We start from the raw sequence: 22,343 nt of genomic DNA, 5'->3' as shown, positions 1-22,343 counted from the left end.
CCCCGGTCTCGACTACCCGAACATGTATCTCGGAGACGCGACGTGGCCGGAAGCCGGCGACCATCTCGCCGAGGAATCTCTCGCAGTCGTCCCCGTCGGCTCGACGGAACAGCACGGACCGCATCTACCGCTCTCGACCGACCACGTCATCGCGGAGGGATTGGCGCGGGCGGCCGCCGACCGCGCCGACCTGCTGTGTACGCCCACCGTGAACATCGGCGTCAGTCCCCACCACCGCCAGTTCCACGGGACGATGTCGGTCGACGCGCCCGTCTTCCGCGATTACATGGAGTCGTTATCCCGGAGCCTCGTCTATCAGGGCATCGACCGCATCGTCTACGTCAACGCCCACGGCGGCAACGTCGAACATCTTCAGGAGGTCGGTCGACGACTCCACGAGGACGCCGCCGCCTACGCCGTCGAGTGGATGTGGGACGAGTCCATCCCGGAGTTGGTCGACGACCTCTTCGAACAGAACGGCCCTCACGCGGGTCCGAAGGAGACCTCGATGGTGTGGCACATCGCCGACCTCGTTCGGGAGGGCGAACTCGAAGCCGCCCGAGACGGCGGGTTGACCGATATCGAATCCGCGGCCACCCATCGAAACGGTGCGAGACTGTTCTACGACTCCATCGAGAACGCCGACAACGGCGCTTTCGGCGACCCGACCGACGCCTCCGCCGAGAAGGGCCAGCAGCTGTTCGAGGCCGCCTGCGAGCAGCTAATCGAGTTGTGTACGTGGCTGGACGCCCAGCCCTGGGAGACGCTCGGCCCGCGAGACCACGTCCGCGAGCGGACCGAGGAACGATAGGCCAAAGTACCGGCCGGTCCCAGCGATGGGTATGAGCGACGACCACGCTGACCACGAACACCACCCGCACGAATCGTCCGAGGAGCGAACCACCGCACCGCAGAGCGACTACACTGCCCGTGACGTGGCTGTCGGCTTCGTCGTCGCGCTCGTCGGGATGGCCGTCGTCTTCGGTGTGCCGCTCCTTTTGGGTTAAGTCGCCACGTTCTCCACCCCTCAGTTTTCGGCCGATTTGACGTACCGTCGGACGGCGTAAAAGCCGGCAGCGTAGATGCCGAACGAGAAGATACCTATCGAGAAGATACCGATAGCGAAAACGCCAACCGAGAAAATCCCGGCCGCGAAGATGCCGACCGAGAAGACGCCTGCCGAAAGGACGCCCACGCTGAAGTTCCCGGCTGCGAGGTATCCGACCGCGGAGTCACCAGCGGCGAGCACGTCGAACCCAGCTAGCGTCTCGATGCCCGCGACGGTCAATCCAAGTGCGATGAGCAGCAGACCGACGACAACCACGCCAGTCACGTCTTCCCAATCGAAGCTCATGTGTGGGCGTTTTTCCCCGATATCACATATATCATCCAGCCAATCTCAGTGGTCGGGACGGCCCACTACGGAAGCAAATAGATGGCGGCCCACATCGCGACGGCCGCGACGATGGGGATAGTGAGGTTGTCGTCGACGACGAACCCGCGAACGATGGGTTTGACGCCGTCGGCGACCGTCGCCCCCGCCGCCCCCGCGACGGCAGCGACGACGGGGACGAACGGGAGAGCCAACAGGAGGCTGACGGTGAACATCCCGACGAGGACGCGGGGACGTTTCACGGTTCGCAGTTCTCCCGACGAGAGCATCCCGCTGACCGGGTCTCCGAGTGTCAGCATGAACAGCGCGGGCACCGCGATTCGCGGTTCGAACAGGAGGACGACGACGGTGCCGCTGAGGACGTACAGCGCGTAGCCGGCGATGCTGTCCTGCTCGTACTCGCGGGTGAGGCGGTCGTAGAAGGTGTGCTCGAGACCGCCGTAGAGGCGGGCGAATTCGAGAACGCCAGTCAGGACGAGGCCCGCGATAGCCACCGCTTGGATGAGTGGCCACGTGACGACACCGACCTCCAGGACGTGTTCGTCCAGCAGATACGCACCGGGGACCACGGCACCGGAAGCGTGGACGAGGCGTCGACCCAACTCGAGCGACATACCCGTCCGTCGGTATGGGGGGACTTAGGTCCAACTTTCCGCGACTGCCGTGGACTTTTGTACGCGTCGGTCCGTACGGGACGTGAATGGGCAACTCGGAAGGCGAATTCGATATCGGGGACGAGGCGGCGTGGGTCGCCGCCGCGCTCGTCCTCGTCGCGAGTCTCGGCGGCGCCATCGTCCTCGCGGAGTGGCCGCTGTGGGGCGTTCCCACCGAGCAGCCCTCGGAGCCGCAGCTGGTCGAACCGACGGACAACGGCACCAAGCTGTGGCCCTACACCGCGAGGCGCCCGGACCACAGCAGTCGAACCCTCGGCATCAACATCGTCTTCTACGGGAACCCTCGCGACATCCGCACGGCGCTCACCGAGCAGTCGGCCCTGGAGTGGGAGTCGGACCCGGACGCCGACTATGAAGCCGACAGCGATACGGTGTCGGCCGACCGCGTCGATATCGACACGAACGCGACCAACCTCACCGAAATCATCCAGTGGGCGCCGGCGACCGGCGCGAACCGATACGTCTACGTCGAAACGGACGGCGGTGGCCGGTGGCTCGGCGAATCCTACCAACTCCACTCGGGGACGTACCTCGGGTCACGGAGCCACATTCGCGCCTACGAGGACCCGAACGAGGAGTGGACCGCCATCCAGAGCCACGAGGAACACTGGGACTGGTTTCGGCTCCGACACACCGTGACCGGAATCAGCGACTCCCAACGGGCCATCGAACGCGACTTCATGGACAAACCCTACGTCGAGGAGGTCGTCCGGATGCCGTACGACAACGGTACGATGGACGCCGACGGGTGGGTAACCGGGGTTCGACTCGTCGGCGCGCTCCTGCCGTTGGCGCTGTTCGGTGTCGTCGGTCGGAGCCGGCGCATGAAACGTGAGACCGTGCAGTTCTTCCGGCAGCACCGCCGCGAACTCGGCCTCGGCGGGGCACTGTTCGCGCTGTATACGGCCGTGCGCCACGTCGGCATCCTCCTCGAGACCACGTTTCCGGCACTCCCACCGAAGGCCATCGCCGCGCCGCTGTACATCGCACTCGCGGTCGGGACACCCGCGATTGCGTACCTGCTGGGGAGGGGCTCCGACCGCGTGTGGGCGTTCGCCTTCGCCGCGGTGGGACTCGGGGCTGCCTTCGTCGTCGATTTCGCCGCGATGGGCGTCTCGGTGCTGCCGCTGCGCGTGGTGTTACACCGCGGGGCGGTACTGCTCGCGGTCGGCCTCGTCGCCGTCGGAGCAGCCATGCGCGAATCGGGCGAAAGCCGACCCGATTCGCTCGTCGTCGGGGCCCTCGGCTGGCTGTTTACCCTCGGTGCACCACTGTTAGGATACTTGTAACACCCGACATCGACGGAGAACTTTATACGTATTCGTACGAGAACATAGAGATACGCATGGCGCCCGACTCAGCCCTCCGCCGCCGTGCGGTACTCGCGGGCGGTCTCGGAGCACTCACGGCCACGAGTGGCTGTGTCAGCGAGCTCCGGAGTATCGCCGGTCGGGAAGCCTCCGAACAGCTGTCGCTCTCTATCTCGACGGTCCCCGCATCCGAGGACCCCTACGCGGTCCGTATCGCCAACCGCCTCGCAACCAACCTCACTCGAGCCGGCATCGACACCACGGTCAGCCCGATGGAGTCGAGCGAGCTCTTCCAGAACGTCCTCATCAATCTCGATTTCGACATATACGTCACTCGCTATCCGGCACAGGGGAACCCCGACGAACTCCGGTCGCTGTTGTACTCCAGTTACGGCGAGGAGGCAGGGTGGCAGAACCCCTTCGGCTTCAGCGACCTCGAGATGGACGAGATTTTGGACCAGCAGCGACACCTCTCCGGGGCGGACAGAGCGGAAGTAGTTCGTGAGATTCAACGGGATGTCGTCAAGAAGCAACCGTTCAGCGTCGTCGCGTTTCCGGACCGAATCGCCGGCGTCCGAACCGACCGGTATCGGGGGTGGCCCAACGGCGGCATCCACCGTCCGACGGACTACCTTCCGCTGGTGCGCACCGGTGAGACCGACCGCTTACACCTTCTCATCCGGGACCCACGTGTGACCGAAAACCGGAATCCGATAGCCGTCGAGTACCGCGACAGCGGTATCGTGACTGGCCTGCTGTACGAACCGCTGGCTCGAACGATAGACGGGGAGTCGATACCGTGGCTCGCACGCGACATCGAGTGGAACGATGGCGACCGACTCACGGCGACCCTCACGCTCCGGGAGACGCCGTGGCACGACGGCGAGACGGTGACCGCAAACGACGTGGCCTTCACCTACGAGTTCCTGACCGACACGTCGCTCGGCAACTCCGAGACGGCCGTTCCGACGCCGCGGCACCGGGGGCGGCTCTCGCTCGTCGAATCCGTCCGTGCCAGAAACGACACGGACGTACACATCACGTTCACGGCTTCGGAAATCGAACCCGCACGGCGAGCGCTCGAGGTGCCCGTCCTCCCGGAACACGTCTGGCGGGAACGGAGCGACACCGTCGACATCGCTGGCATCGACATCGCGGGTCAGACGACCGAGGCGCTGGTCTGGCCAAACGAATCGCCCGTCGGGAGTGGACCGGTACAGTTCAACGACGCGAGCGTCGATAGTTACCTCACACTCGACGCCTTCCCGCAGCACTTCCTGCACGATGGCGATTCGACGGGAATCCCGGACAGATTCGCCGACGGCGTTCCCTTCAGCCGACTCCGCATCACGGTCGTTCCATCCGACGACGCGGCCGTCGAACTGCTGGAATCGAACGATGCCGACGGGACGGTGAGTGGCGTCGGCGCCTCGGTCGTGCCGCGAATCGGCCGGAACGACGACATCGGCCTCACCGTGGACCGCTCGAAGACGTTCCACCACGTCGGCTACAATTGTCGGCATGCCCCGTTGTCGAACCCGCGGTTCCGCCGCACCGTCGCCCGCCTGCTCGACCGCGGCCACATCGTCAGAGACACCTTCGAGGGGTACGCCAGCCCATCGGAGACACCGTTAGGAGGGACGTGGCAACCGTCCGAACTGGAGTGGTCCGGCACGGCATCGCTACCGTTCCTCGGCGAGGACGGTGAACTCGACGTGCCGGCGGCACGGGATGCGTTCCGTGAGGCCGGCTACCAGTACGACGACAACGACCGACTCGTCAGACGGGGTGCAGCGTAATGCTCGGCATCGTCCTCACACAGCTGTTGCTCGTCGTGACCCTGTTACTCGCCGCGGGGGCGGCGCTGTTCATCGGCCGTGACCGGTTGCGGGAGACGCGCATGGAGTACCGCACACGGCTCACGTCGATTGCGCCGTATATGGGGCTGTTCGGCATCGTCCTCGTGGCGAACAAGGTCGCACGTGACATCGGCCCGGACATCTCGTGGATTATCGGCTGGAACATCACGCCGTACATCCACAAACTCGACGGGATGCTGTTGGCGCCGTTCTATCGGGGGACAGGCCCCGCAGGTCGTCGTCTGGCTACAGTCGATGGCGACACCGGAACTGACGCTGTACTTCACGTCCATCTACGTGTACGGCTACGTGTTCCTGCTGGCCTTCCCGGTGGTCGCGTACTTCGCGCTCCCGGACCCGCGGCCGCTCCGACGGACCATCGTCGCCTACGGTGCGAACTACATCATCGGCGTCACCTGCTACGTCATCTTCATCGCCTACGGCCCCCGAAACTTGCTGTCGGGGGCCGTCGAGGGACTGATGTTCAGCCACCACTCACAGTATCAGTTCCTCACGAAGGTCGTCAACTCCGAAACGAACGTGTTCCCCTCGCTGCACACCTCGATGGCGGTCACCGCACTGGTCCTCGCGTGGACGACACACGACGAGTACCCGCGGTGGACGCCCGTCGCCGCCCTCCTCGCGTCGAGCGTCGTGGTAGCGACGATGTATCTCGGGATTCACTGGGCGACGGACGTCATCTTCGGCATCCTCCTCGGCGTCGTGAGCGTCAAAATCGGACAGCAGATGGAGGAGGACCCACCGGAATTCCCCCGGCTTCGGCGGTGGAGTCGAAGCCTTCAGAACCTCATGCCAACTCGCGCGAAATGACGTCTCGGAGGTCCGCGATGGCGTCGGCAGCGTAGTCGAGTTCGACATCGCCGACGGCGAGTTCGAGTCGGCCCGTCTCCGTCGCTTCACCGAGTTTCTCGACAGGTGCGACGCCGTCGAAGCGCTTCCGAACCGATTCGGGGTCGGTCGTCTCGACGACGACGCGGCCGACGGCCTCCGAGAACAGCGCCTCGAGCGGTGAACCTTCGTCCGGCAGAGTCACGTCGGCACCAGCCTCGCCGACCATTTCGGCGAGCGTGACCGCGAGGCCGCCGTGGCTCACGTCGTGGGTGGAGTGTGTGGTTTCGTAGTCGGCTACCTCCACGATGGCCGCGACGACCTCTGCCGCATTTTCTGGCACTGCCGGGAACCGGTCGGTGCCGTCGAACTGCGATAGCAGTTCCGACCCGCCCAGCGAGCGGTCGTCGGAGCCACCGACGACCAAGAGCGTTCCCTCGCCGTCGAGGGCGGCACTCGGCGCTTCGTAGCCGACCTTCGTGCCCGCCATCGCGAGCGTCGGCGTCGGCGGAATCGGACCGGACGGGGAGTCGTTGTACAGCGAGACGTTGCCGCCGACGACCGGCACGTCGAGGTCGCTACACATGTCGGCGAGGCCGTCGACGATGCCACGGAAGCCGCCGTACACGTCGGGTTTCTCGGGGTTGCCGCCGTTGAGACAGTCGACGGCCGCAAGCGGCGTCGCCCCCTTCGACGCGAGGTTCGTGGCGTTCTCCAGGGCGATTGCACGAGCGCCCTCGTAGGGGGCCGTGTCGGTCCAGTTGGGGTCGGCACCCGACGTGAACCCGAGGCCGGTGCCGTTCTCTCGGATGGCCATCAGCGCCGCATCGTCGCCGGGTTTCATCGCCGTCCGCGTGCCGACCTCGTGGTCGTACTGGCGGTACACCCACTCCTTCGAGGCGGTGTTCGGCGAGGCGACGACGGCCTCGAAGGCCTCGGAGAGGTCCACGTCGGGCAGGTCCCGTTCCGGCTGGCTGGGTTCGGTGTGCGGCAGGTCGTTCATCGGCGCGCCCTCCGCCAGATAGTCCGCGTCGACGTCGACGACGACCTCGCCGTCGAACTCACAGACGTAGTTGCCCTCGGTCACCTCGCCGATGACCGAACAGCCGAGGTCGTACTTTGCGGCGATTTCGGCGACGCGGTCGACGTCCTCCGGACGGACCTCGTAACACATCCGCTCTTGGGATTCCGCAAGCAGGATTTCCAGCGCGTTCATATTCGGTTCGCGCTGGTGGACCGCCTCGAGGTCGATGTGAGCGCCGAGACCGCCTTTGGCGACGAGTTCGGAGGAAGCGCCGCCGAGCCCCGCTGCACCCAAGTCGCGTGCGGCCCGCAGTAGTCCCTCGTCGACCAACTCCTCGTTGGCCTCGATGAGTCGCTTTTCGGCGTAGGGGTCACCGACCTGGACCGCCGGGCGGTCCTCGGTTTCGGCGTCCTCCGCGAGGTCCTCGCTGGCGAATGAAGCGCCGCCGAGGCCGTCTCGCCCGGTGGCGTTGCCGACGAGGACGAGTTTGTTGCCCGGCGTCTGGGCTTCGGCCGTGACGAGTCGTTCCTCGTTGGTCAGACCGATACAGGCGACGTTGACGAGCGGGTTGCCCTCGTAGTCGTCGTGGAAGGCGACCGACCCGGTCACCGTCGGGACGCCGATACAGTTGCCGTAGTGGGAGATTCCCTCGACGACGCCCTCGAAGAGATACCGGGAGTGTTCGCGGTCGAAGTCACCGAAGTAGAGGCTGTCGGCGAGCGCGATGGGGTAAGCGCCCATCGACAGCGTGTCGCGGACGATGCCGCCGACGCCCGTCGCGGCGCCGTCGAACGGGTCGACGTAGGAAGGGTGGTTGTGGCTCTCGATACCCATCGTGATGTACGTCTCGCTGTTCTCGCCGGTTTCTGGGTCTGGGAGCGCGACGACGGCGGCGTCGTCACCCGGCCCCACGACGACCTGGTCGCCTTCGCTGTCGAACGCCGACAGCAGCGGCCGCGAGGAGCGATACGCACAGTGTTCGCTCCAGAGGTTCTCGAACAGCGTTTCCTCAGCGGGCGTTGGGTCTCGGCCCAGTTCCTCGACGACGAGTTCGCGGTCCGACGGCGCGAGTGGCATTCATCCGTATGCTTCTTTCGGGTGGATAAATCGCTTTTCATGTGCACGTTCGTGTATTCCGGCCGAACGCTATCGCTAATCGTTACCGGTAGCCAAAGCCTGCGTATTCTCGTCGGCATCCCAACGTTCGCGGCGACGGTCGCTCCGGCGAAGGCGGCCTGTGCCGACCGGGTTATCCGACTGGCACTCCTACGGGGAGCAATGACAAAGCCGGACGGGACCGGCGGCGAACGCCACCGGACGGCAGACCGGAACGGCCAGCCCCCGCGGTCGGCAGATGCTGCGGTTGCGGAGACCGAGGAGTTTCCGACGGGAACTGACTCCAGGAACGGGGTTTCGGAACGAGCGGTATCACGAGAGACAGCAATCGCGGTCGAGGGGTTGACGAAACGCTTCGGCACGGGGACCGACTCGGTGCTGGCGGTCGACGACGTGAGTTTCGAGGTCGAAGCCGGGTCGGTCGTCGGGCTGCTCGGGCCCAACGGTGCCGGGAAGACGACGCTCATCAAATCAGTTCTCGGGATGGTCGTTCCGGACGAGGGCTCGGTTCGGATAGCCGGTGTCGACGTTGCCGAGCGACCGAAGGCGGCGTACGCGAACGTCGACGCGATGCTGGAGGGAGCACGAAACGACTACTGGCGGCTGACCGTCCGCGAGAACCTTCGATACTTCGCGACGGTGAGCGGCGTCGACCCCGATTCGGTTACCGACCGCCACGACCGCCTGCTCGAACGGCTCGATTTGGCCGAGTGGGCCGACACGCCCGTCCGGAAGCTCTCGCGGGGCATGAAACAGAAAGTCTCGCTGGCGAGCGTGCTGGCCGGTGGCGCCGAGGTCGTCTTCCTCGACGAACCGACGCTCGGACTCGACGTCGAGAGTTCCCGGACGCTCCAGCGCGAGCTGCGACGGCTCGCCGAGGAGGAAGGTTTGACCGTTCTCATCAGCAGCCACGACATGGGCGTTATCGAAACGGTCTGTGACCGGGTGCTCGTCATGTCCGAGGGTCGTATCATCGCCGACGATTCCGTTGACTCGCTGCTCCGCGGTGCCGCCAGCGGGACAGTCGTCGTCGAGAGTTCGGACCTCGACAGTGACGCGATAGCGGCCATCCGGGAGCGGTTCGACATCACCGACATCGAGGAGTTAGAGCGGGGAGCGCGAATCGAGGTCGTGGCGGCCGGTGACGACCTGTACGCACTGATGGATGTGCTATCGAGAGCCGGCGTGACACCGGAGCGAATCCGGACGGTCGAACCCGACCTCGAAGATATCTTCGTCGGCCTGACCCGGGAGGAGGACCGATGAGCGCAGACGAAGCCTCCGGACCACAAAAAGCGGGCTACTACCACCTCGCACGCGCCGTCCTCTACCGGGAGTTCCTGCTGTTCGTCCGGTATCCGGCCAACGCTATCGGGGGTATCGTCATCTCGCTGTTCTTCTTCGGGGTGCTGTTCTACGGCGGGCGGATGCTCGCAGGACAGGCGCTCACCGACTCCATCGAAGGTATCATCGTCGGCTACTTCCTGTGGACGCTGTCGGTCGGTGCCTACTCGTCGATATCGAACGACATCGGCAGTGAGGTCCAGTGGGGGACGCTCGAACGCCACGTGATGACCCCGTTCGGGTTCGCACCCGTCGCGTTGCTGAAGGGCGCCGCAAAGGTGGTGCGGACGTTCCTCATCTCGTCGATTATTCTCGGGGCGATGTTGCTGATTACCGGGACTCGACTCGAGTTACACGTCGGAACCATCGTCGTCGTCGCGTCGCTCAGCATCCTCTCGGTGCTGGGATTGGGCTTTGCGGCCGGTGGCATCACCGTCCTGTACAAACGAATCGGTAACTGGCTGAATCTGCTGCAGTTCGGCTTCGTCGTGCTGATTTCGGCACCTGCTCTGGGAGTGCCGTGGCTGAAGGTACTACCGCTGGCACACGGAAGCGACCTCCTCCAGCGGACGATGGTCGATGGCGTCCGACTCTGGGAGTTCCCGCCGGCCGACGTGGCGCTGCTGGTGGCGGTCGCTGTCGGCTACCTCGGCCTCGGCTACGCAGTGTTCCAGGCGTCGACGCGGCGTGCACGACGGCTTGGCGTCCTCGGGGACTACTGAGTTCGTCGGGGGATGAAGCCCCCGAGCAAGGTACAAAGGTAAGTGTCTTTGTCGTGGATAAGGGGTATGGCCGAGGAGGACATCGACGACGTCGACAGAGCGATTCTGTACGCATTACAGGAGGACGCACGAAACATGTCGTCCGGAGACATCGCAGAGCGGACCGGTACCTCGGACAGTACGGTCCGTAAGCGCATCCAGCGTCTGGAATCCGACGGGATAATCAAGGGCTACAGCGCCAGCGTCGATTATGGGAAATCCGGCTATCCGCTCAGGATGTTGCTCTACTGCACCGCTTCGATACCCGAGCGTGGTGAAATCGTCCCCGACATCCTGGACATCGACGGCGTCATATCGGTCCAGGAGTTGGTCACCGGTGAACAGAACCTCCTCGTAACTGCCGTCGGCGAGTCGGACAGTGACATCACGCCCGTGGCACAGGAACTCCTCGATATGGGTCTCACCGTCGCCGACGAGGTACTCGTGCGGACCCACGAGACGACGCCGTTCGGCAAGTTCGATTCCAAGAACGACGATTAAATCAGGGTCTGTTTGATGTCCAGTTCGGTCGCCCGCCGGACGACGGCAGATACCGGGTCGACCGAGCCGGCCAGATTATCCGAGTCGCCATCGAAGACGACGAGCGCCCCCGGCCGTCCGGGGGCGATGACACCGCAGTCGAGACCGGCAATCTCAGCACCGGCCGTGGTGGCCATCCGTAACGCTTCTCGAGCAGTCACGTCGAAGCGTTTCGCCGTGTAGGCCATCTCCCGGAGCATCGACGGGGGATTCAACATCACGTTGTCGGTCCCGAGGGCGACTGTCGTGTGGTCGAGTAACTCCCGTATTGGCGGCGTTCCAACGTCGAGAACGGTGTTCGCGCGCGGACAGACCGCAATCGGAACCGACTGGTCTGCGACTCGTTCCAGATGCTCGCCTTCGGCGTGTACCATGTGGACGAGCAAGTTCGGTTCCAAATCGAGCGCCGGGTAGATGTCGGTCGCATCCGGTTCGCCGGCGTGAATCGCGAAGGGACGGTCGCGTCGCTCGCAGGCGGCACGCTGTTCGGTGAAATCGTTGTCGTTCGCACCGGAGGCGCCGTAGCCATCGGCAACGTCGAGGACGGATTCGTCGTCACTCCCGAAGATGAACGGGTCGATGTCGAGGGGCGCTGCTGCCTCCCGAAGTGCGCGTGCCCCGGCAGTCCCGAACTCCCGGAAATCGAGACAGGAGGCGGTGCCGGTTCGCTGCATGAATCGGAGCGTGCGCCGCATCGCCGACACGAGTTCGGAGCGGTCGGCCGCGTTCAGGCGTCGGTGTTTCAGGCTGTCGGGCGGTGCCACGGCCTCCTCGAGGGAGAGCCCAACAGCCGCTTCTTTCGCGACGGAATCCCCCAGATGCGTGTGCGCGTTGACGAACGCTGGACAGATGATGTCGGTCGATGCCGTTTCTGTCTCCTCGACAGTCGCTATCCGACCGTCCTCGACGACGACACGTCCTCGAATCGGCTCGAACGACTCCCCGACGAGGACGGTCCCTGTGAGTTCTTCCATGTCGGCACTCCGAATCTGATACCGATATGGTTTTCCAAACCAGAATATCGAACGCTGAAGTAATTTTTCCCGGTTTGAGTTCGAATCTGTTATGAGAGCGGCTCCGGACTGGTCCGGGGTTCGAGGAAAGTGCACCGATGGAGCGGCTGTTCGGAGGTGCTTGGACACCGTCTCGATGGTCTCGTGGGCGGCTACGTGTACGAACGATGGGACCCCCCACTATGGCAATGTTACCGCAAATTCTGCAAACCATAATGTTCTATAATTACTGATTTACGAACAGTTCGTGAATATAGATAGATTTAATAGTCAAACTGTTCTTCTCTTGGACAGAGACGACCAAAAACGGACTCTAGCACCTCTCGAGTGCCGGAGTAGGTCGTACGACGAGCTGAATGATGTCAGGACGCACCTCAGAATCGACGGTTGGAGCGCTCCCGGACACGACGGTTGAATCGCCGTCCGTGTCCGCTGCACTAACGTGGCTCGTGTGGTCGCTGTTCGCCGCGAGTGTCGCCGTCCTCATCGCCCGAATCCGATTCGGTGGGACCTGGGAGATTCCCGGCGTGGTCGCCATCGACGGCCTGACCGTTCTCATGTGGGTGGTAGTCACCTTCTTCAGCGGCATCGTCCACAGCTACTCCCGCCGCTACATGGCTGGGAGCGCCCACGAGACCGACTTCTTCCTCACCATGTTCGGTTTCACGGTTGCCGTGGGAGGCCTCGTCGCGGCCGACCACCTCGGGCTGTTCTGGCTGCTCTGGCTGACGATGGGCCTGCTGATGGCGAGACTCGTCGGCACCGTCGACGGTTGGAAGCAGGCCCAGGCCGCCGCGAGCGTCGCCCGCAAGTACTTCCTCGCCAGCAGCGCGCTCCTCGGCGTCGCACTGTCTGCGCTGTGGTGGGCGACCGGTGCGACGACGGCCTCCGGTATCGCCGCGGCCGCCGACAGCCTCGGTGGGCCGGTGTGGCTCGTCGCCGCGGCCGCACTCGTCCTCGCGGCGATGATTCAGTCCGCTCTCGTCCCGTTTCACGGCTGGCTCCTCTCCTCGATGACCGCTCCGACGCCCGCCTCGGCGCTTATGCACGCCGGGTTCGTCAACGCGGGCGGCATCCTGTTGGCCCGTTTCGCACCAGTCGTCACCGTCGACACCACACTCATGCTCGGTATCGTGGCCATCGGCGCGGCGAGTGCCCTGCTCGGAAAGTTGCTCAAGGCCGTCCAGTCGGACGTCAAGAGCGAACTGGGCTGCTCGACGGTCGGACAGATGGGCTTCATGATTATGCAGGCCGGTCTCGGCTTCTTCGGCGCCGCCATCACCCACCTCATCCTGCACGGCTTCTACAAGGCGTATCACTTCCTCAGTTCGGGCGGACAGGTCGAACACACCAGCCCGACTGAGCGTGACTCCACCGGGATGAACGTCGCAGGCACAGCCGTCGTCTTGGTGACCGGGCTCGTAGGTGGTGGATTGTTCGCCCTCCTCACGGGGAAGGGCACGAGCGTCGACAGCGGACTGCTGCTCGTGTTGTTCGTCGTGCTCACGACGCTGCACGCGGCCCGCAGCGCCGTCCAGCACACCGCTCTGTCGGCGACGGCTCGCTACGGCGCGGTCCCGCTGGTGTTCATCCCGGCCATCGCCGTCTACGCACTCGTCTACATGGCTATCTCGAGTGTCCTCTCGGGGCTTCCGCTCGTCTCGGCCCCGACCGAACTGAGCGTGCTCCACGCGCTCGTCGCCGTCGTCTTCCTCGCCGTCTACGTCGCCATCGAGACCGGCGTCCACGAGCGCAGCCAGCGCCTCTACGTCACGTTGTTGAATACGAGTCAACCCACTTCCAGCACCGTGCTGACCGCCACGGAGGATTACAATGAATACTGAACACACTATCGAGGACAGCATCGACAAAGCAGCGACCACCGTCGGGTCGGTCTGGCCGATTCACTCCTTCGTGACGGCCAACCCACTCTCGGGGTTCGAGGACATCCCGTTCAGCGAGGCCGTCACCCAGGCTGCGGACCTGCTGGGCGGCCGCGGGTATCCAAGCCCGGAGACGTTCCAGGCGGCCCTCGACGACGGCCAAATCGACCGCGAGATACTCGCGTCGGAACTGGCCGAGCGCGGCTACGAGGAAGACCCCGAGACCCTGCTGGAGCGGATGGACACCAGCGTCGAGACGGAGCCTCCGAACACCGACACCGAGCGGGTCGACCACGTGCTGACGAAGTGGCTGTCGGCGTTCCTCGACGAAGGGCAGGCACAGTGGCCGATGCCGAACCGCGAGGACGGGTTCTACAGCGCCTTCCGTTCGGTGGCCGCATACGACGGACAGATACCCGACGACGGTGTCGTCGCCGACCTTCCGGAGTCACCGCTCGAAGCCATCGAGACCCTGTTAGAGCCGTACCCCGAGAGCCAGTGGGTGCCCATCTTCGAGGAGCAGTTCGCCGCACTCCCCGGGTGGAGTGGCTTTCTCAAACAACGCGTTGCCGACGACGGCGCGTGGCAGTCCACACACCCCATCACGCTCGAAGGGTATCTCGCGGTTCGTCTCGCGCTGCTGGAGGCGTTCGGTGTTAGTGTCGGGCCCTCGACCGGCCCCGACCGCGCCGAGGTCGAGCCAGCCGACGAACTCGCCGAAGCGTTCCTGAGTGCGTGGGAGGCGAGTTACCGCACCGAAGTCGTCGAGAGCGTCGCCACCGAGAGCGAGGCCCTCGCCGACAGCGGCCCCTCCGGCCGCCCGGACGCACAACTGGTGTTCTGTATCGATACGCGTTCCGAGATTATCCGCCGTCACATCGAAGCGACTGGCGATTACGAGACCCACGGCTACGCTGGCTTCTTCGGCATTCCGATGGAGTACCAGGGATACGATTCCGAGGTGTCGGTCGATGCCTGTCCCCCCATCCTCGATTCCCAGCACCACATCACCGAGATTCCGGCCGATGGGGACACCCAGGCGACTCACGACCGCTGGTCGCGTCTCCGCGAGGCCACCAGCGAAGTCATCGAGACGTTGAAGACGAACCCAGCCACCGCGTTCGGCTTCGTCGAAAGCGCCGGAAGTGGATACGGACTGGCGCTTGCAGCCCGCACGCTCGTCCCCGGCCGCGTCTACGACCTGCTCGAAACCACCGACGGCGCTGCACCCGACAGCCACGAGTTCTGTGACCAAATCGTCCACCACCAGCACACCTACGCCGGAGACCTCCCGGTCGGACTGACCCACGAGGAGAAAGTCGAATACGCCGCGACAGCCTTCGAGTTGATGGGCTGGGAAGAGTTCAGCCGACTCGTCGTTTTCACCGGCCACGCCGGCGAGACGACCAACAACCCCTACGACTCGAGTCTGGACTGTGGGGCCTGCGCCGGCAACCCCGGGGGGCCGAACGCCCGCGTCCTCGCGGCGATTTGTAACGACGCCGAAGTCAAGACGGCGCTTTGCGAACGCGGCTTCGACATCCCCGACGACACCGTCTTCCTCGCCGGCGAACACAACACGACGACCGACGAAGTGGAACTGTTCGCCGACGGCGTCCCCGAGAGCCACGTGGACGACATCGAGCAGTTGCGTGCGGACCTCGCCACCGCCCGCGAGAGCGCGACCGCCGAGCGCACCGAGTCGATGGGCGCCGACGGCTCGATGTCAGTCAGTGAGGTGGAGCGTCGTGCCGCCGACTGGGCCGAAACGCGCCCCGAGTGGGGACTGGCCGGCAACGCCGGCTTCGTCATCGGCCCCCGCGAACTGACGAGCGACCTCGACCTCGACGGCCGCGCCTTCCTCCACTCCTACGACTGGTCGACCGACCCCGACGGTGAGGCGCTCGAAGCGATTCTCACCGGCCCGATGGTCGTCACACAGTGGATCAACACCCAGTACTACTTCTCGACGGTCGACAATTCGGTGTACGGGAGTGGGTCGAAAGTGACCCACAACCCAGTCGGGAACGTCGGCGTCTATCAGGGCAATGGCGGTGATTTGATGACCGGGCTTCCGCTCCAATCGGTGATGGCCGCCGACGACGAACCGTACCACCAGCCGCTTCGCCTCTCGACGGTCGTCCACGCGCCGGTCGAGCGCGTTACCGGCGTCTTGGCCGCCAACGAGGAGTTGACCGAACTGCTGGACAACGACTGGCTCTCGCTGACGGTCGTCGACCCGACGCAGAATCACCGCGCCTTCCACTACGAGGAGGATTTGGAGTGGATGCCGATGGCCGAACAGCCCGAAGCCCCCTCGGAGATGCCGAACGCTGCCGCCGTCGCGGACGACTAACGGTGGCCTCGGGACGAAACTGGGGCCGAACGGAACGGCCCCGGGAATCGGTCGCTATCGGTATCTGATTCCGGTGGTCGGAACAAGGTGTCCCTTGGAGAGGCGTCTCGTTGGGAACCGCTATGGGCTTTATTGTGTTGCCAGTGAAACCACTGGTATGGCGCTCGATATAGAGGTCCCGGAACCACCAGACCTGTCCAACCGAGGAATGCCACGCGAGTTCGAGTGGCAAGAAGAGACGCTCGGATCGGAGGACTTCTACCGCGAGGACATCGAAGATTTGCTCCAAATGGGTGCATGGAAGGAGGGATTCAACGAGTGGGCCGAGTACACGAATCTCGATGAAGAGCACGTTCGAATTATCAGCGACCTCGGCCTGTTCCAAGCGTTCGACTTTTACTGGGACCCGACCGAAGACCGCCTTCGGTTCGACGCCCCAACGATTTCGGACGACTGGCGGGAGCAAGACGCGACCGTGTCGCTCGATTCGAGCACGGTTTCAATGATTAACGGTGAGTTAACGGACCTCGGCCGAGCGGTACAGGAGATACTGGAGGACTACCTCGAACGGAACGACGAGGCGTCCGACTATGGGTGGGGTGAGGAAACGTACGGCAAACGCGAGGAGTGATTCCAGTTACTCCACCTCATCAGTGGCATCTAGCCGCTTGCGGCGACGATTATACTCCTCTTCATCGATTTCCCCTCTCTCATAACGGTTCTGGAGGACTTCTCTCGCCGAATCGTGGGTTTTCGAGGGAGTGCTGCTTCGGTTTCCAAGCCAGTAGAGTGCGCCGCCGAGAACACCCAGCACTCCGAGCGCCCCGCCAACGAAGGGAATGCCCCCGATTCCGCCGTCATTGCGGCCGTTCATCATCCCGTGGTCGCCCTGTCGCATCATGCCACCGCCAGTAGGTCCGCTTCCATCGCTGCTCGAGCCGTAGGGCACCGCTCCCTGCTCGACAATCGTCTCACTTGCGGGGACCTCTCCATCCGGAATCGGACTCTCCTCCGCCGGCCCACCAGGCGTACCAACGACGATTCGTCCGACCATGCCAATCGACTTGTGGGGGATGCAGTAGTAATCGTACGTCCCCGGCGTTTCGAACGTGTGTTCGAAACTTCCCTGCGAAATCGTCTCGCTGTCGAAGGCGGATGCGCCGTCCGGAATGCGATTCGGGTACGCCGTGGCGGAATGTGCCCCGGCCGCAAGTTCAAATCGGACGGTCGTTCCGGGATCGACTCGCAGACCGATTGGGTCGAAGTAGTTGTTCCCCATCTCCACGACGGGCGTCTCCTGTGCGTCCGCTGGTTGAGCGAAGCCCGTGCTGGCGACAGCGCCGGCACCGACGAGGCCCAGGAACTGTCGTCGACTGTGGTGTGTCATGGTGGGTGAGTCGTTTTAGCAGTGGGTAGCGACACGTCGTATCGGCGCGAAAGGGTGATTCCCAACATAGTAAACACTACGTGCTTGCTTTTTATCCCCATTACTACTCACAATCAGAGGCTAAGATGGGGGTTGTTTCTTTGATTCCAAGGCCGCTTCCGACCAGGTGTCTCTATTTGTCACCCCTCGTTTGTTGATAATCTATCCAGGAAGGTCCTCAGTGGGCCAAGCGGTGCTCACTCCCATCGCTGGAACTTCTCGCGTCGGGCTTCGATTCTTCGTCGGTGAGGTCGCCGCGGGCGTCGCGCTCGCGGAGAACCGATAGGTCGAGAGCCCTGACTGCTCAGACGGTCGTTTTGGGCGCGACCGGCGTGTCAATCGCGATGGTAGCACCTGAAATCACGATATCCCCAGAGTGGGTTCCGATTCGCATTCATTGGTCGTGGTCATGGTCGTGGGTAGTCACCTGTGGGCTTTGACCGGCAAACGCCGTCGGATTCTCCTCGAACCGTCGCTTGCAGGCACTAGAGCAGAAGTAGTACGTCGTTCCCTCGTGAGACGCGCTCGGCCCATCGTCGTCGGTCCGCATTCCACAGACGGGGTCGCGGTACTGGCCGGGCGCACCGAGGCCACGGCGGTACACGTACAGGAGAAACCCGGAGAGTCCGAAGGCGATGAGGTTGAGGTAGAACGTGTAGTTGAGTTCGAAGTACGTCTGTTCGGTCGCCGTCTCCCCACCGGCCAAATCGGGAACGATACCGAGTGCGTCGAACAGCAACTCCATGAGAAAGCCGGTGAACGCCATCGTCACGAAGAAGACGCCGAGGATGTACAGCATGATTTTCCAGCCGTAGTACTTCCGGTAGACGTTCAACACGGGAATCGTGATGAGGTCGGCGTAGACGAACGCGATGACGCCAGCGAAGCTGATTCCGCCACCCCACAGCGCAACGGCGAAGGGGACGTTGCCCATACTGCCGACGAAGCTGATGACGGCGATGGCGACACCCATAATCGCGTTCTCGGCGGTCACGAGCAGGCCGTCGCCCTGAATGAACAGGGTGTTCCAGACCCACTGTGGGACGAAGACGATAACGAACCCGGAGATGAGAAAGCCCGCGATGACGTCCTTCCAAATCATCGACCACTCCTTGCGATACTGGTTTGCGACCTTGTACCAGCCACCCCACGACAGCAGTTCGTCGCGCCACCCGCCGCTGCTCGATGTCTCCTGGAGATAGGTCTCCATACAGCCTTCCGAGCAGAACTGCAGCGTTTCACCCCCGTCAGTCGTGAGCGTGTACTCCTTTTTGCCTTCCATCCCGCACGTCGGGTCCTCGGTGACACCTGACTCGCGGTCGCGTTCGTTGAGTGTCTGTCTGACCTCACCGAAGAGGTTCTCGGGAAGCGTAAGGTGGACGATGACGGCCATGACGGCAATGAGAATGAGGCCGCCGAGCAGTTCGGCGAGGAGGAACTCCCAGCCCAGCAGAATCAGAATCATCAACCCGAGTTCGACGATGAGGTTCGTCGACGCGAACATGAACGCCAGAAAGTTCACCGCGTGAGCACCTTTCTTGAACAGACCCTTCCCGATAGCGACGGCACCGAAACTACACCCACTGCTTGCCGCCCCGAACACGGTCGCTTTGGTGAGACCGCCCAAGTCGCCATCACCGAGGACCTGCGCCATTCGCTCCTTGGAGACGTAGACCTGGACGAGACTCGTAACCGTGAGGCCCATGATGATTGCCCATGCCGCCGTCCAGAGGAATCCGACCCCGATGCGGAGGGCTTCGAGGACTCCATCGAATACCGTCGCCTGCATAGATGTATCATCGGAGGGGTCATCTAATGCAGTTGCCCCTAGAATACCACGCTTCGGAGAGCATCTCCACTATGGATTTGCGAACTGAAACGTCCGGATTTCGAAGTATTACAAATCGCCCTCGCAGGAAACGTCGCTCAGCCGCTGCGCATCAGTGTTGTGTGAATTAGGTGGCTGCTGTCTTTCACCGTTCCGTAGGTCGCCGATTCCCGACCCGTATTTTCAACTGCTCGACCCAGTCGTGTTCGATTGTGATGCCGAAGGCGTAGATGACACCGTCGTTGAGGCCGAGCCGAAGTGTTCCACTGCTGTAGGCGCTGTTGCTGACCCCCGCTCTGCGGTGTAGTGCCGGCCGGATTCCACTGTTTCGGGACCGTTCAGTGGTCGCGAGCGATGCGCTCGTCGGGGGCCGGTTCACAGACCAGTAACCGAGGCTCTTTTCTCACCCGCCCGTCAACCCCCGCCCGTGCTGTCGGTCGAGCTCCACTCACACTCCGAGTTGTCGTACGATGGGCGGGACCCCATCGAGTTACTGTTAGAGCAGGCCGAAGCCGTGGGCCTCGATGCGCTCGCGATTACCGACCACGACGAAATCGACGCCTCCCTCGAAGCCGCGGCCAAGGCCCAGGAGTACGACCTCGTCGGCATTCCGGGGATGGAGGTCTCCAGCGCCGCCGGCCACATCCTCGCGTTGGGCGTCGAGGAGTTGATTCCAGCGGGCAAGAGCTTCGACGAGACACTCGACCGCATCCACGATGCCGAGGGTATCGCCGTCGTCCCCCATCCGTTCCAGAAGTCCAGACACGGCGTCGCACCACACATCACCCGCGAACAGCTCGCCGAGGCAGACGCCATCGAGGTGTACAACTCGCGGCTGTTTACGGGGCGCTCGAACCGCCAGGCCGAGCAGTTCGCCCGCGAGTACGACCTGCCGATGACTGCCGGCAGCGACGCTCACATCGCCGAGATGGTCGGGCAAGCCGTCACGGAGGTCGACGCCTACCATCAGAGCGTCGACAGCATCCTCGACGCCATCGTCGAGGGCCGGACGAGCGTCGTCGGCAAGCGGACGCCATGGTTCATCAGCATCCAGCAGTTCGGCGGCGGCGTGAAACGACGCGTCGCCTCGATGCTGCCATGGTGATGGACGGCACGGACGCCGCCGTCGTCCAGCGCGCACTCGACGCTCGCGACCCCCTGCCGGGAACGCGAGGCTTCGCCGGCGAACTCGACGGCGCGCTCGTCCGCGACGTGCTCGGCCGATATCCACTGTTTTCGGAGGCCGACGACCACACGACGTGGTCGTTCGACCCGACCGACCTCGACGACCCCGACCCAGTCCCAGCGGGTCACCTGCGTGACGACGACGGCGACACGCAGGTGTGGACGCTGCCGAATCCCGACCCCTACGCCGACGACGAGCGGGCGGTGAGTGAGGTCCGAACCGCGGTGACAGGGTCGGTCGATTCCATCGATTCGACGCCAGCCATCGCCTTCTCGGGTGGACTCGATTCCGCGATACTCGCCGACCGACTCGACGGCCCGCTGTACGTCGGCGGCTTCGAGGGAAGTCACGACGTCGAGGCGGCGCGGTCGGCCGCAGAGGCGCTCGGTCGCGAACTCACTGTCGTCGAGTTCGACCACGCGGACCTCGAACGGGCGGTCCCCGAACTCGTCGCCGCGACCGGCCGGTCGAACCCGATGGATATCGCCATCGCGCTGCCGCTGTATCTCGTGGCCGAACGCGTCGCCGCCGATGGCCACGACCGCCTCGCAGTCGGCCAAGGTGCCGACGAACTGTTCGGCGGCTACGCGAAGGTAGCGAAAGCACCCGAGGACCCCCGCGTCGATGCCGATACCGTCCGGGGGGCAACGCGGGAGGTCGTCGCCTCCCTACCGGCGCAGTTGGAGCGAGACGTGTTGACCCTCCGGGCGGCCGGCGTCGAACCCATCGCACCGCTGTTGGACGACCGCGTCGTGGCGGCCGCACTTCGGCTTCCGGGCCACCTCCTTGTCGACGACGAGGAACGGAAAGTCGCGCTCAGAGCGGCTGCGGATTTCCTGCCGGAATCGGTCCGGACGCGTGAGAAGAAGGCCGTCCAGTACGGTAGCCTCGTCTCTCGGGAGTTGGACCGTCTCGCCCGGCAGGCCGGCTTCAAGCGCCGGATGGACGACCACGTCGGACAGTACATCGACTCGCTCGTCGAGTGAGTCGGTTCGGCAACAGCCTTATTCACGTCCCACTCGAAGTGGGAACATGACTACGGTGGATTCGAAGGGGAGAATCGTCCTCCCAAAGGAGGTACGGGAGCGCCTCGGTATCGCCCCGGGCACCGAAGTCGACGTTCGTGAGGAGAACGGGAAGGTGGTAGTAGAGCCGGAAGACGACCCTGAACAGGTCATCGAACGCATGGAACAGCTGGTCGCGGAAGCGGCCACCGAGCAGACAGAGACGACACCAATCGAACAAGAGACGGACCCAATTGCCAGAAAGCACCGAGAGGCCGTCCGAAACGGAGCAGAACGCGACAGCGATGAGTGAGGCAGGTAGTCCCTATTTGTTCGATGTAGGGGTGATTGCGCTCGCTCACACCGAAAACCCCGTCCGCGATACGGCGCTTTCGTACGTACGGGCAGCGATTACAGGCGACATCGATGCGGTCGTTCCCTATCCTGCTCTGTTCGGAGCACACACCGTTATGACGACGTACTACGGCCAGTCGCCCGCGGAGGCATCGCGGCTGCTGAGCAACTTTTTAGATGCGAAACGGATTCACTGGTACGATGAGATGTCCGAAGCCCTCCTCCGGGGGGGGCTTTGTGCAAGCAGCTAACTGGAATATCGACGGCTGGGACGGCTACTACGCGCAGGTCGCTATCGAGGAGGGAGTCAACACCGTGTTGACTATCGACGACGACTTCGAACAGTTCGACGAGTTCGAAACCGAAATCGTTCTCTCACCCGATGAGTTCCGCGAACTGAACCGATTTTTAGAGAATTGAGAG

General features: G+C 63.7%; 20 protein-coding genes and 1 pseudogene. 15 read left to right on the top strand and 6 right to left on the bottom strand.

Annotated elements, in window-relative coordinates:
- Nucleotides 1-22: 22 nt before the first annotated feature.
- Together GJ631_RS05935 and GJ631_RS18495 are read left to right on the top strand one after the other, a co-directional pair.
- On the top strand, nt 23-811 hold the full coding sequence (locus GJ631_RS05935) for a creatininase family protein (RefSeq protein ID WP_156708266.1): 789 nt from the start codon (nt 23-25) through the stop codon (nt 809-811).
- A gap of 31 nt (nt 812-842) precedes the next feature.
- Complete coding sequence (locus tag GJ631_RS18495; RefSeq protein ID WP_197424856.1) at nt 843-1,007, top strand: hypothetical protein; 165 nt, start codon at nt 843-845, stop codon at nt 1,005-1,007.
- A 20-nt stretch (nt 1,008-1,027) separates the two neighbouring features.
- On the opposite strand, the gene GJ631_RS05930 is transcribed toward GJ631_RS18495, so the two are convergent.
- Both GJ631_RS05930 and GJ631_RS05925 read right to left on the bottom strand, forming a co-directional pair.
- Nucleotides 1,028-1,354 (bottom strand): hypothetical protein, encoded by a 327-nt coding sequence (locus GJ631_RS05930; protein ID WP_156708265.1) that lies wholly within the window; start codon nt 1,352-1,354, stop codon nt 1,028-1,030.
- Nucleotides 1,355-1,419: 65 nt separating this feature from the next.
- On the bottom strand, nt 1,420-2,007 hold the full coding sequence (locus GJ631_RS05925) for a dolichol kinase (protein ID WP_156708264.1): 588 nt from the start codon (nt 2,005-2,007) through the stop codon (nt 1,420-1,422).
- Nucleotides 2,008-2,093: 86 nt separating this feature from the next.
- Here GJ631_RS05925 and GJ631_RS05920 point away from each other — a divergent pair, with 86 nt between their 5' ends.
- The 3 genes from GJ631_RS05920 to GJ631_RS05910 all read left to right on the top strand — a co-directional run bounded on the left by GJ631_RS05920 (nt 2,094) and on the right by GJ631_RS05910 (nt 6,067).
- Nucleotides 2,094-3,356 carry a hypothetical protein gene (locus GJ631_RS05920; protein ID WP_156708263.1) on the top strand — a complete coding sequence of 421 codons (1,263 nt, stop codon included), beginning with the start codon at nt 2,094-2,096 and terminating at the stop codon, nt 3,354-3,356.
- Nucleotides 3,357-3,412: 56 nt separating this feature from the next.
- The gene (locus GJ631_RS05915) at nt 3,413-5,176 is read left to right on the top strand and encodes an ABC transporter substrate-binding protein (protein WP_156708262.1); all 1,764 of its coding nucleotides are present in this window, start codon (nt 3,413-3,415) and stop codon (nt 5,174-5,176) included.
- Nucleotides 5,177-5,491: 315 nt separating this feature from the next.
- Nucleotides 5,492-6,067, top strand: a complete 576-nt coding sequence (locus GJ631_RS05910) for a phosphatase PAP2 family protein (protein WP_156708261.1) — start codon at nt 5,492-5,494, stop codon at nt 6,065-6,067.
- On the opposite strand, the gene purL is transcribed toward GJ631_RS05910, so the two are convergent.
- Entirely contained in the window at nt 6,045-8,186 is a 2,142-nt protein-coding gene (gene purL, locus GJ631_RS05905; RefSeq protein WP_156708260.1) for a phosphoribosylformylglycinamidine synthase subunit PurL, read from the bottom strand. The two genes, GJ631_RS05910 and purL, sit on opposite strands and share 23 nt — an antisense overlap.
- Before the next feature lie 201 nt (nt 8,187-8,387).
- Here purL and GJ631_RS05900 point away from each other — a divergent pair, with 201 nt between their 5' ends.
- The 3 genes from GJ631_RS05900 (at nt 8,388) to GJ631_RS05890 (ending at nt 10,831) form a co-directional block, all read left to right on the top strand.
- Nucleotides 8,388-9,491: an ABC transporter ATP-binding protein gene (locus GJ631_RS05900; RefSeq protein WP_156708259.1), complete on the top strand. Its 1,104-nt coding sequence runs from the start codon at nt 8,388-8,390 to the stop codon at nt 9,489-9,491.
- Entirely contained in the window at nt 9,488-10,291 is an 804-nt protein-coding gene (locus tag GJ631_RS05895) for an ABC transporter permease (RefSeq protein ID WP_156708258.1), read from the top strand. The genes GJ631_RS05900 and GJ631_RS05895 overlap by 4 nt, the downstream gene beginning before the upstream one ends.
- Nucleotides 10,292-10,357: 66 nt before the next feature.
- The gene (locus GJ631_RS05890) at nt 10,358-10,831 is read left to right on the top strand and encodes an Lrp/AsnC family transcriptional regulator (protein ID WP_156708257.1); all 474 of its coding nucleotides are present in this window, start codon (nt 10,358-10,360) and stop codon (nt 10,829-10,831) included.
- On the opposite strand, the gene GJ631_RS05885 is transcribed toward GJ631_RS05890, so the two are convergent.
- Nucleotides 10,828-11,844 carry an amidohydrolase family protein gene (locus GJ631_RS05885; RefSeq protein WP_156708256.1) on the bottom strand — a complete coding sequence of 339 codons (1,017 nt, stop codon included), beginning with the start codon at nt 11,842-11,844 and terminating at the stop codon, nt 10,828-10,830. The genes GJ631_RS05890 and GJ631_RS05885 overlap by 4 nt on opposite strands.
- A gap of 398 nt (nt 11,845-12,242) precedes the next feature.
- Between GJ631_RS05885 and GJ631_RS05880 the strand changes: the two genes are divergently transcribed.
- The 3 genes from GJ631_RS05880 (at nt 12,243) to GJ631_RS05870 (ending at nt 16,753) form a co-directional block, all read left to right on the top strand.
- Nucleotides 12,243-13,727 carry a proton-conducting transporter membrane subunit gene (locus GJ631_RS05880; RefSeq protein WP_156708255.1) on the top strand — a complete coding sequence of 495 codons (1,485 nt, stop codon included), beginning with the start codon at nt 12,243-12,245 and terminating at the stop codon, nt 13,725-13,727.
- On the top strand, nt 13,717-16,122 hold the full coding sequence (locus tag GJ631_RS05875) for a DUF2309 domain-containing protein (protein WP_156708254.1): 2,406 nt from the start codon (nt 13,717-13,719) through the stop codon (nt 16,120-16,122). The genes GJ631_RS05880 and GJ631_RS05875 overlap by 11 nt, the downstream gene beginning before the upstream one ends.
- Before the next feature lie 208 nt (nt 16,123-16,330).
- Nucleotides 16,331-16,753: a hypothetical protein gene (locus tag GJ631_RS05870; RefSeq protein WP_156708299.1), complete on the top strand. Its 423-nt coding sequence runs from the start codon at nt 16,331-16,333 to the stop codon at nt 16,751-16,753.
- 6 nt (nt 16,754-16,759) lie between these two features.
- On the opposite strand, the gene GJ631_RS05865 is transcribed toward GJ631_RS05870, so the two are convergent.
- Together GJ631_RS05865 and GJ631_RS05860 are read right to left on the bottom strand one after the other, a co-directional pair.
- Nucleotides 16,760-17,509, bottom strand: coding sequence for a plastocyanin/azurin family copper-binding protein (locus GJ631_RS05865; RefSeq protein ID WP_156708253.1), 750 nt, complete (start codon nt 17,507-17,509; stop codon nt 16,760-16,762).
- Nucleotides 17,510-17,942: 433 nt separating this feature from the next.
- Nucleotides 17,943-19,337, bottom strand: coding sequence for a permease (locus GJ631_RS05860; RefSeq protein WP_156708252.1), 1,395 nt, complete (start codon nt 19,335-19,337; stop codon nt 17,943-17,945).
- 466 nt (nt 19,338-19,803) lie between these two features.
- Between GJ631_RS05860 and GJ631_RS05855 the strand changes: the two genes are divergently transcribed.
- The 4 genes and pseudogenes from GJ631_RS05855 to GJ631_RS19435 all read left to right on the top strand — a co-directional run bounded on the left by GJ631_RS05855 (nt 19,804) and on the right by GJ631_RS19435 (nt 22,340).
- Nucleotides 19,804-20,481, top strand: coding sequence for a PHP domain-containing protein (locus GJ631_RS05855; protein WP_370518566.1), 678 nt, complete (start codon nt 19,804-19,806; stop codon nt 20,479-20,481).
- Complete coding sequence (locus tag GJ631_RS05850; RefSeq protein WP_156708251.1) at nt 20,481-21,548, top strand: asparagine synthase C-terminal domain-containing protein; 1,068 nt, start codon at nt 20,481-20,483, stop codon at nt 21,546-21,548. The genes GJ631_RS05855 and GJ631_RS05850 overlap by 1 nt, the downstream gene beginning before the upstream one ends.
- A gap of 46 nt (nt 21,549-21,594) precedes the next feature.
- The gene (locus tag GJ631_RS05845; protein WP_156708250.1) at nt 21,595-21,879 is read left to right on the top strand and encodes an AbrB/MazE/SpoVT family DNA-binding domain-containing protein; all 285 of its coding nucleotides are present in this window, start codon (nt 21,595-21,597) and stop codon (nt 21,877-21,879) included.
- A pseudogene (locus GJ631_RS19435) lies at nt 21,872-22,340 on the top strand (type II toxin-antitoxin system VapC family toxin). Before GJ631_RS05845 ends, GJ631_RS19435 begins: the two are co-directional and overlap by 8 nt.
- The last annotated feature ends 3 nt before the right edge of the window (nt 22,341-22,343 follow it).

It is taken from the genome of Natronomonas sp. CBA1123, from assembly GCF_009741925.1.
GTDB lineage: Archaea > Halobacteriota > Halobacteria > Halobacteriales > Haloarculaceae > Natronomonas.
The sequence above is the reverse complement of the archived record's forward strand: the minus strand, read 5'-3'. Positions and strand labels throughout refer to the sequence as shown.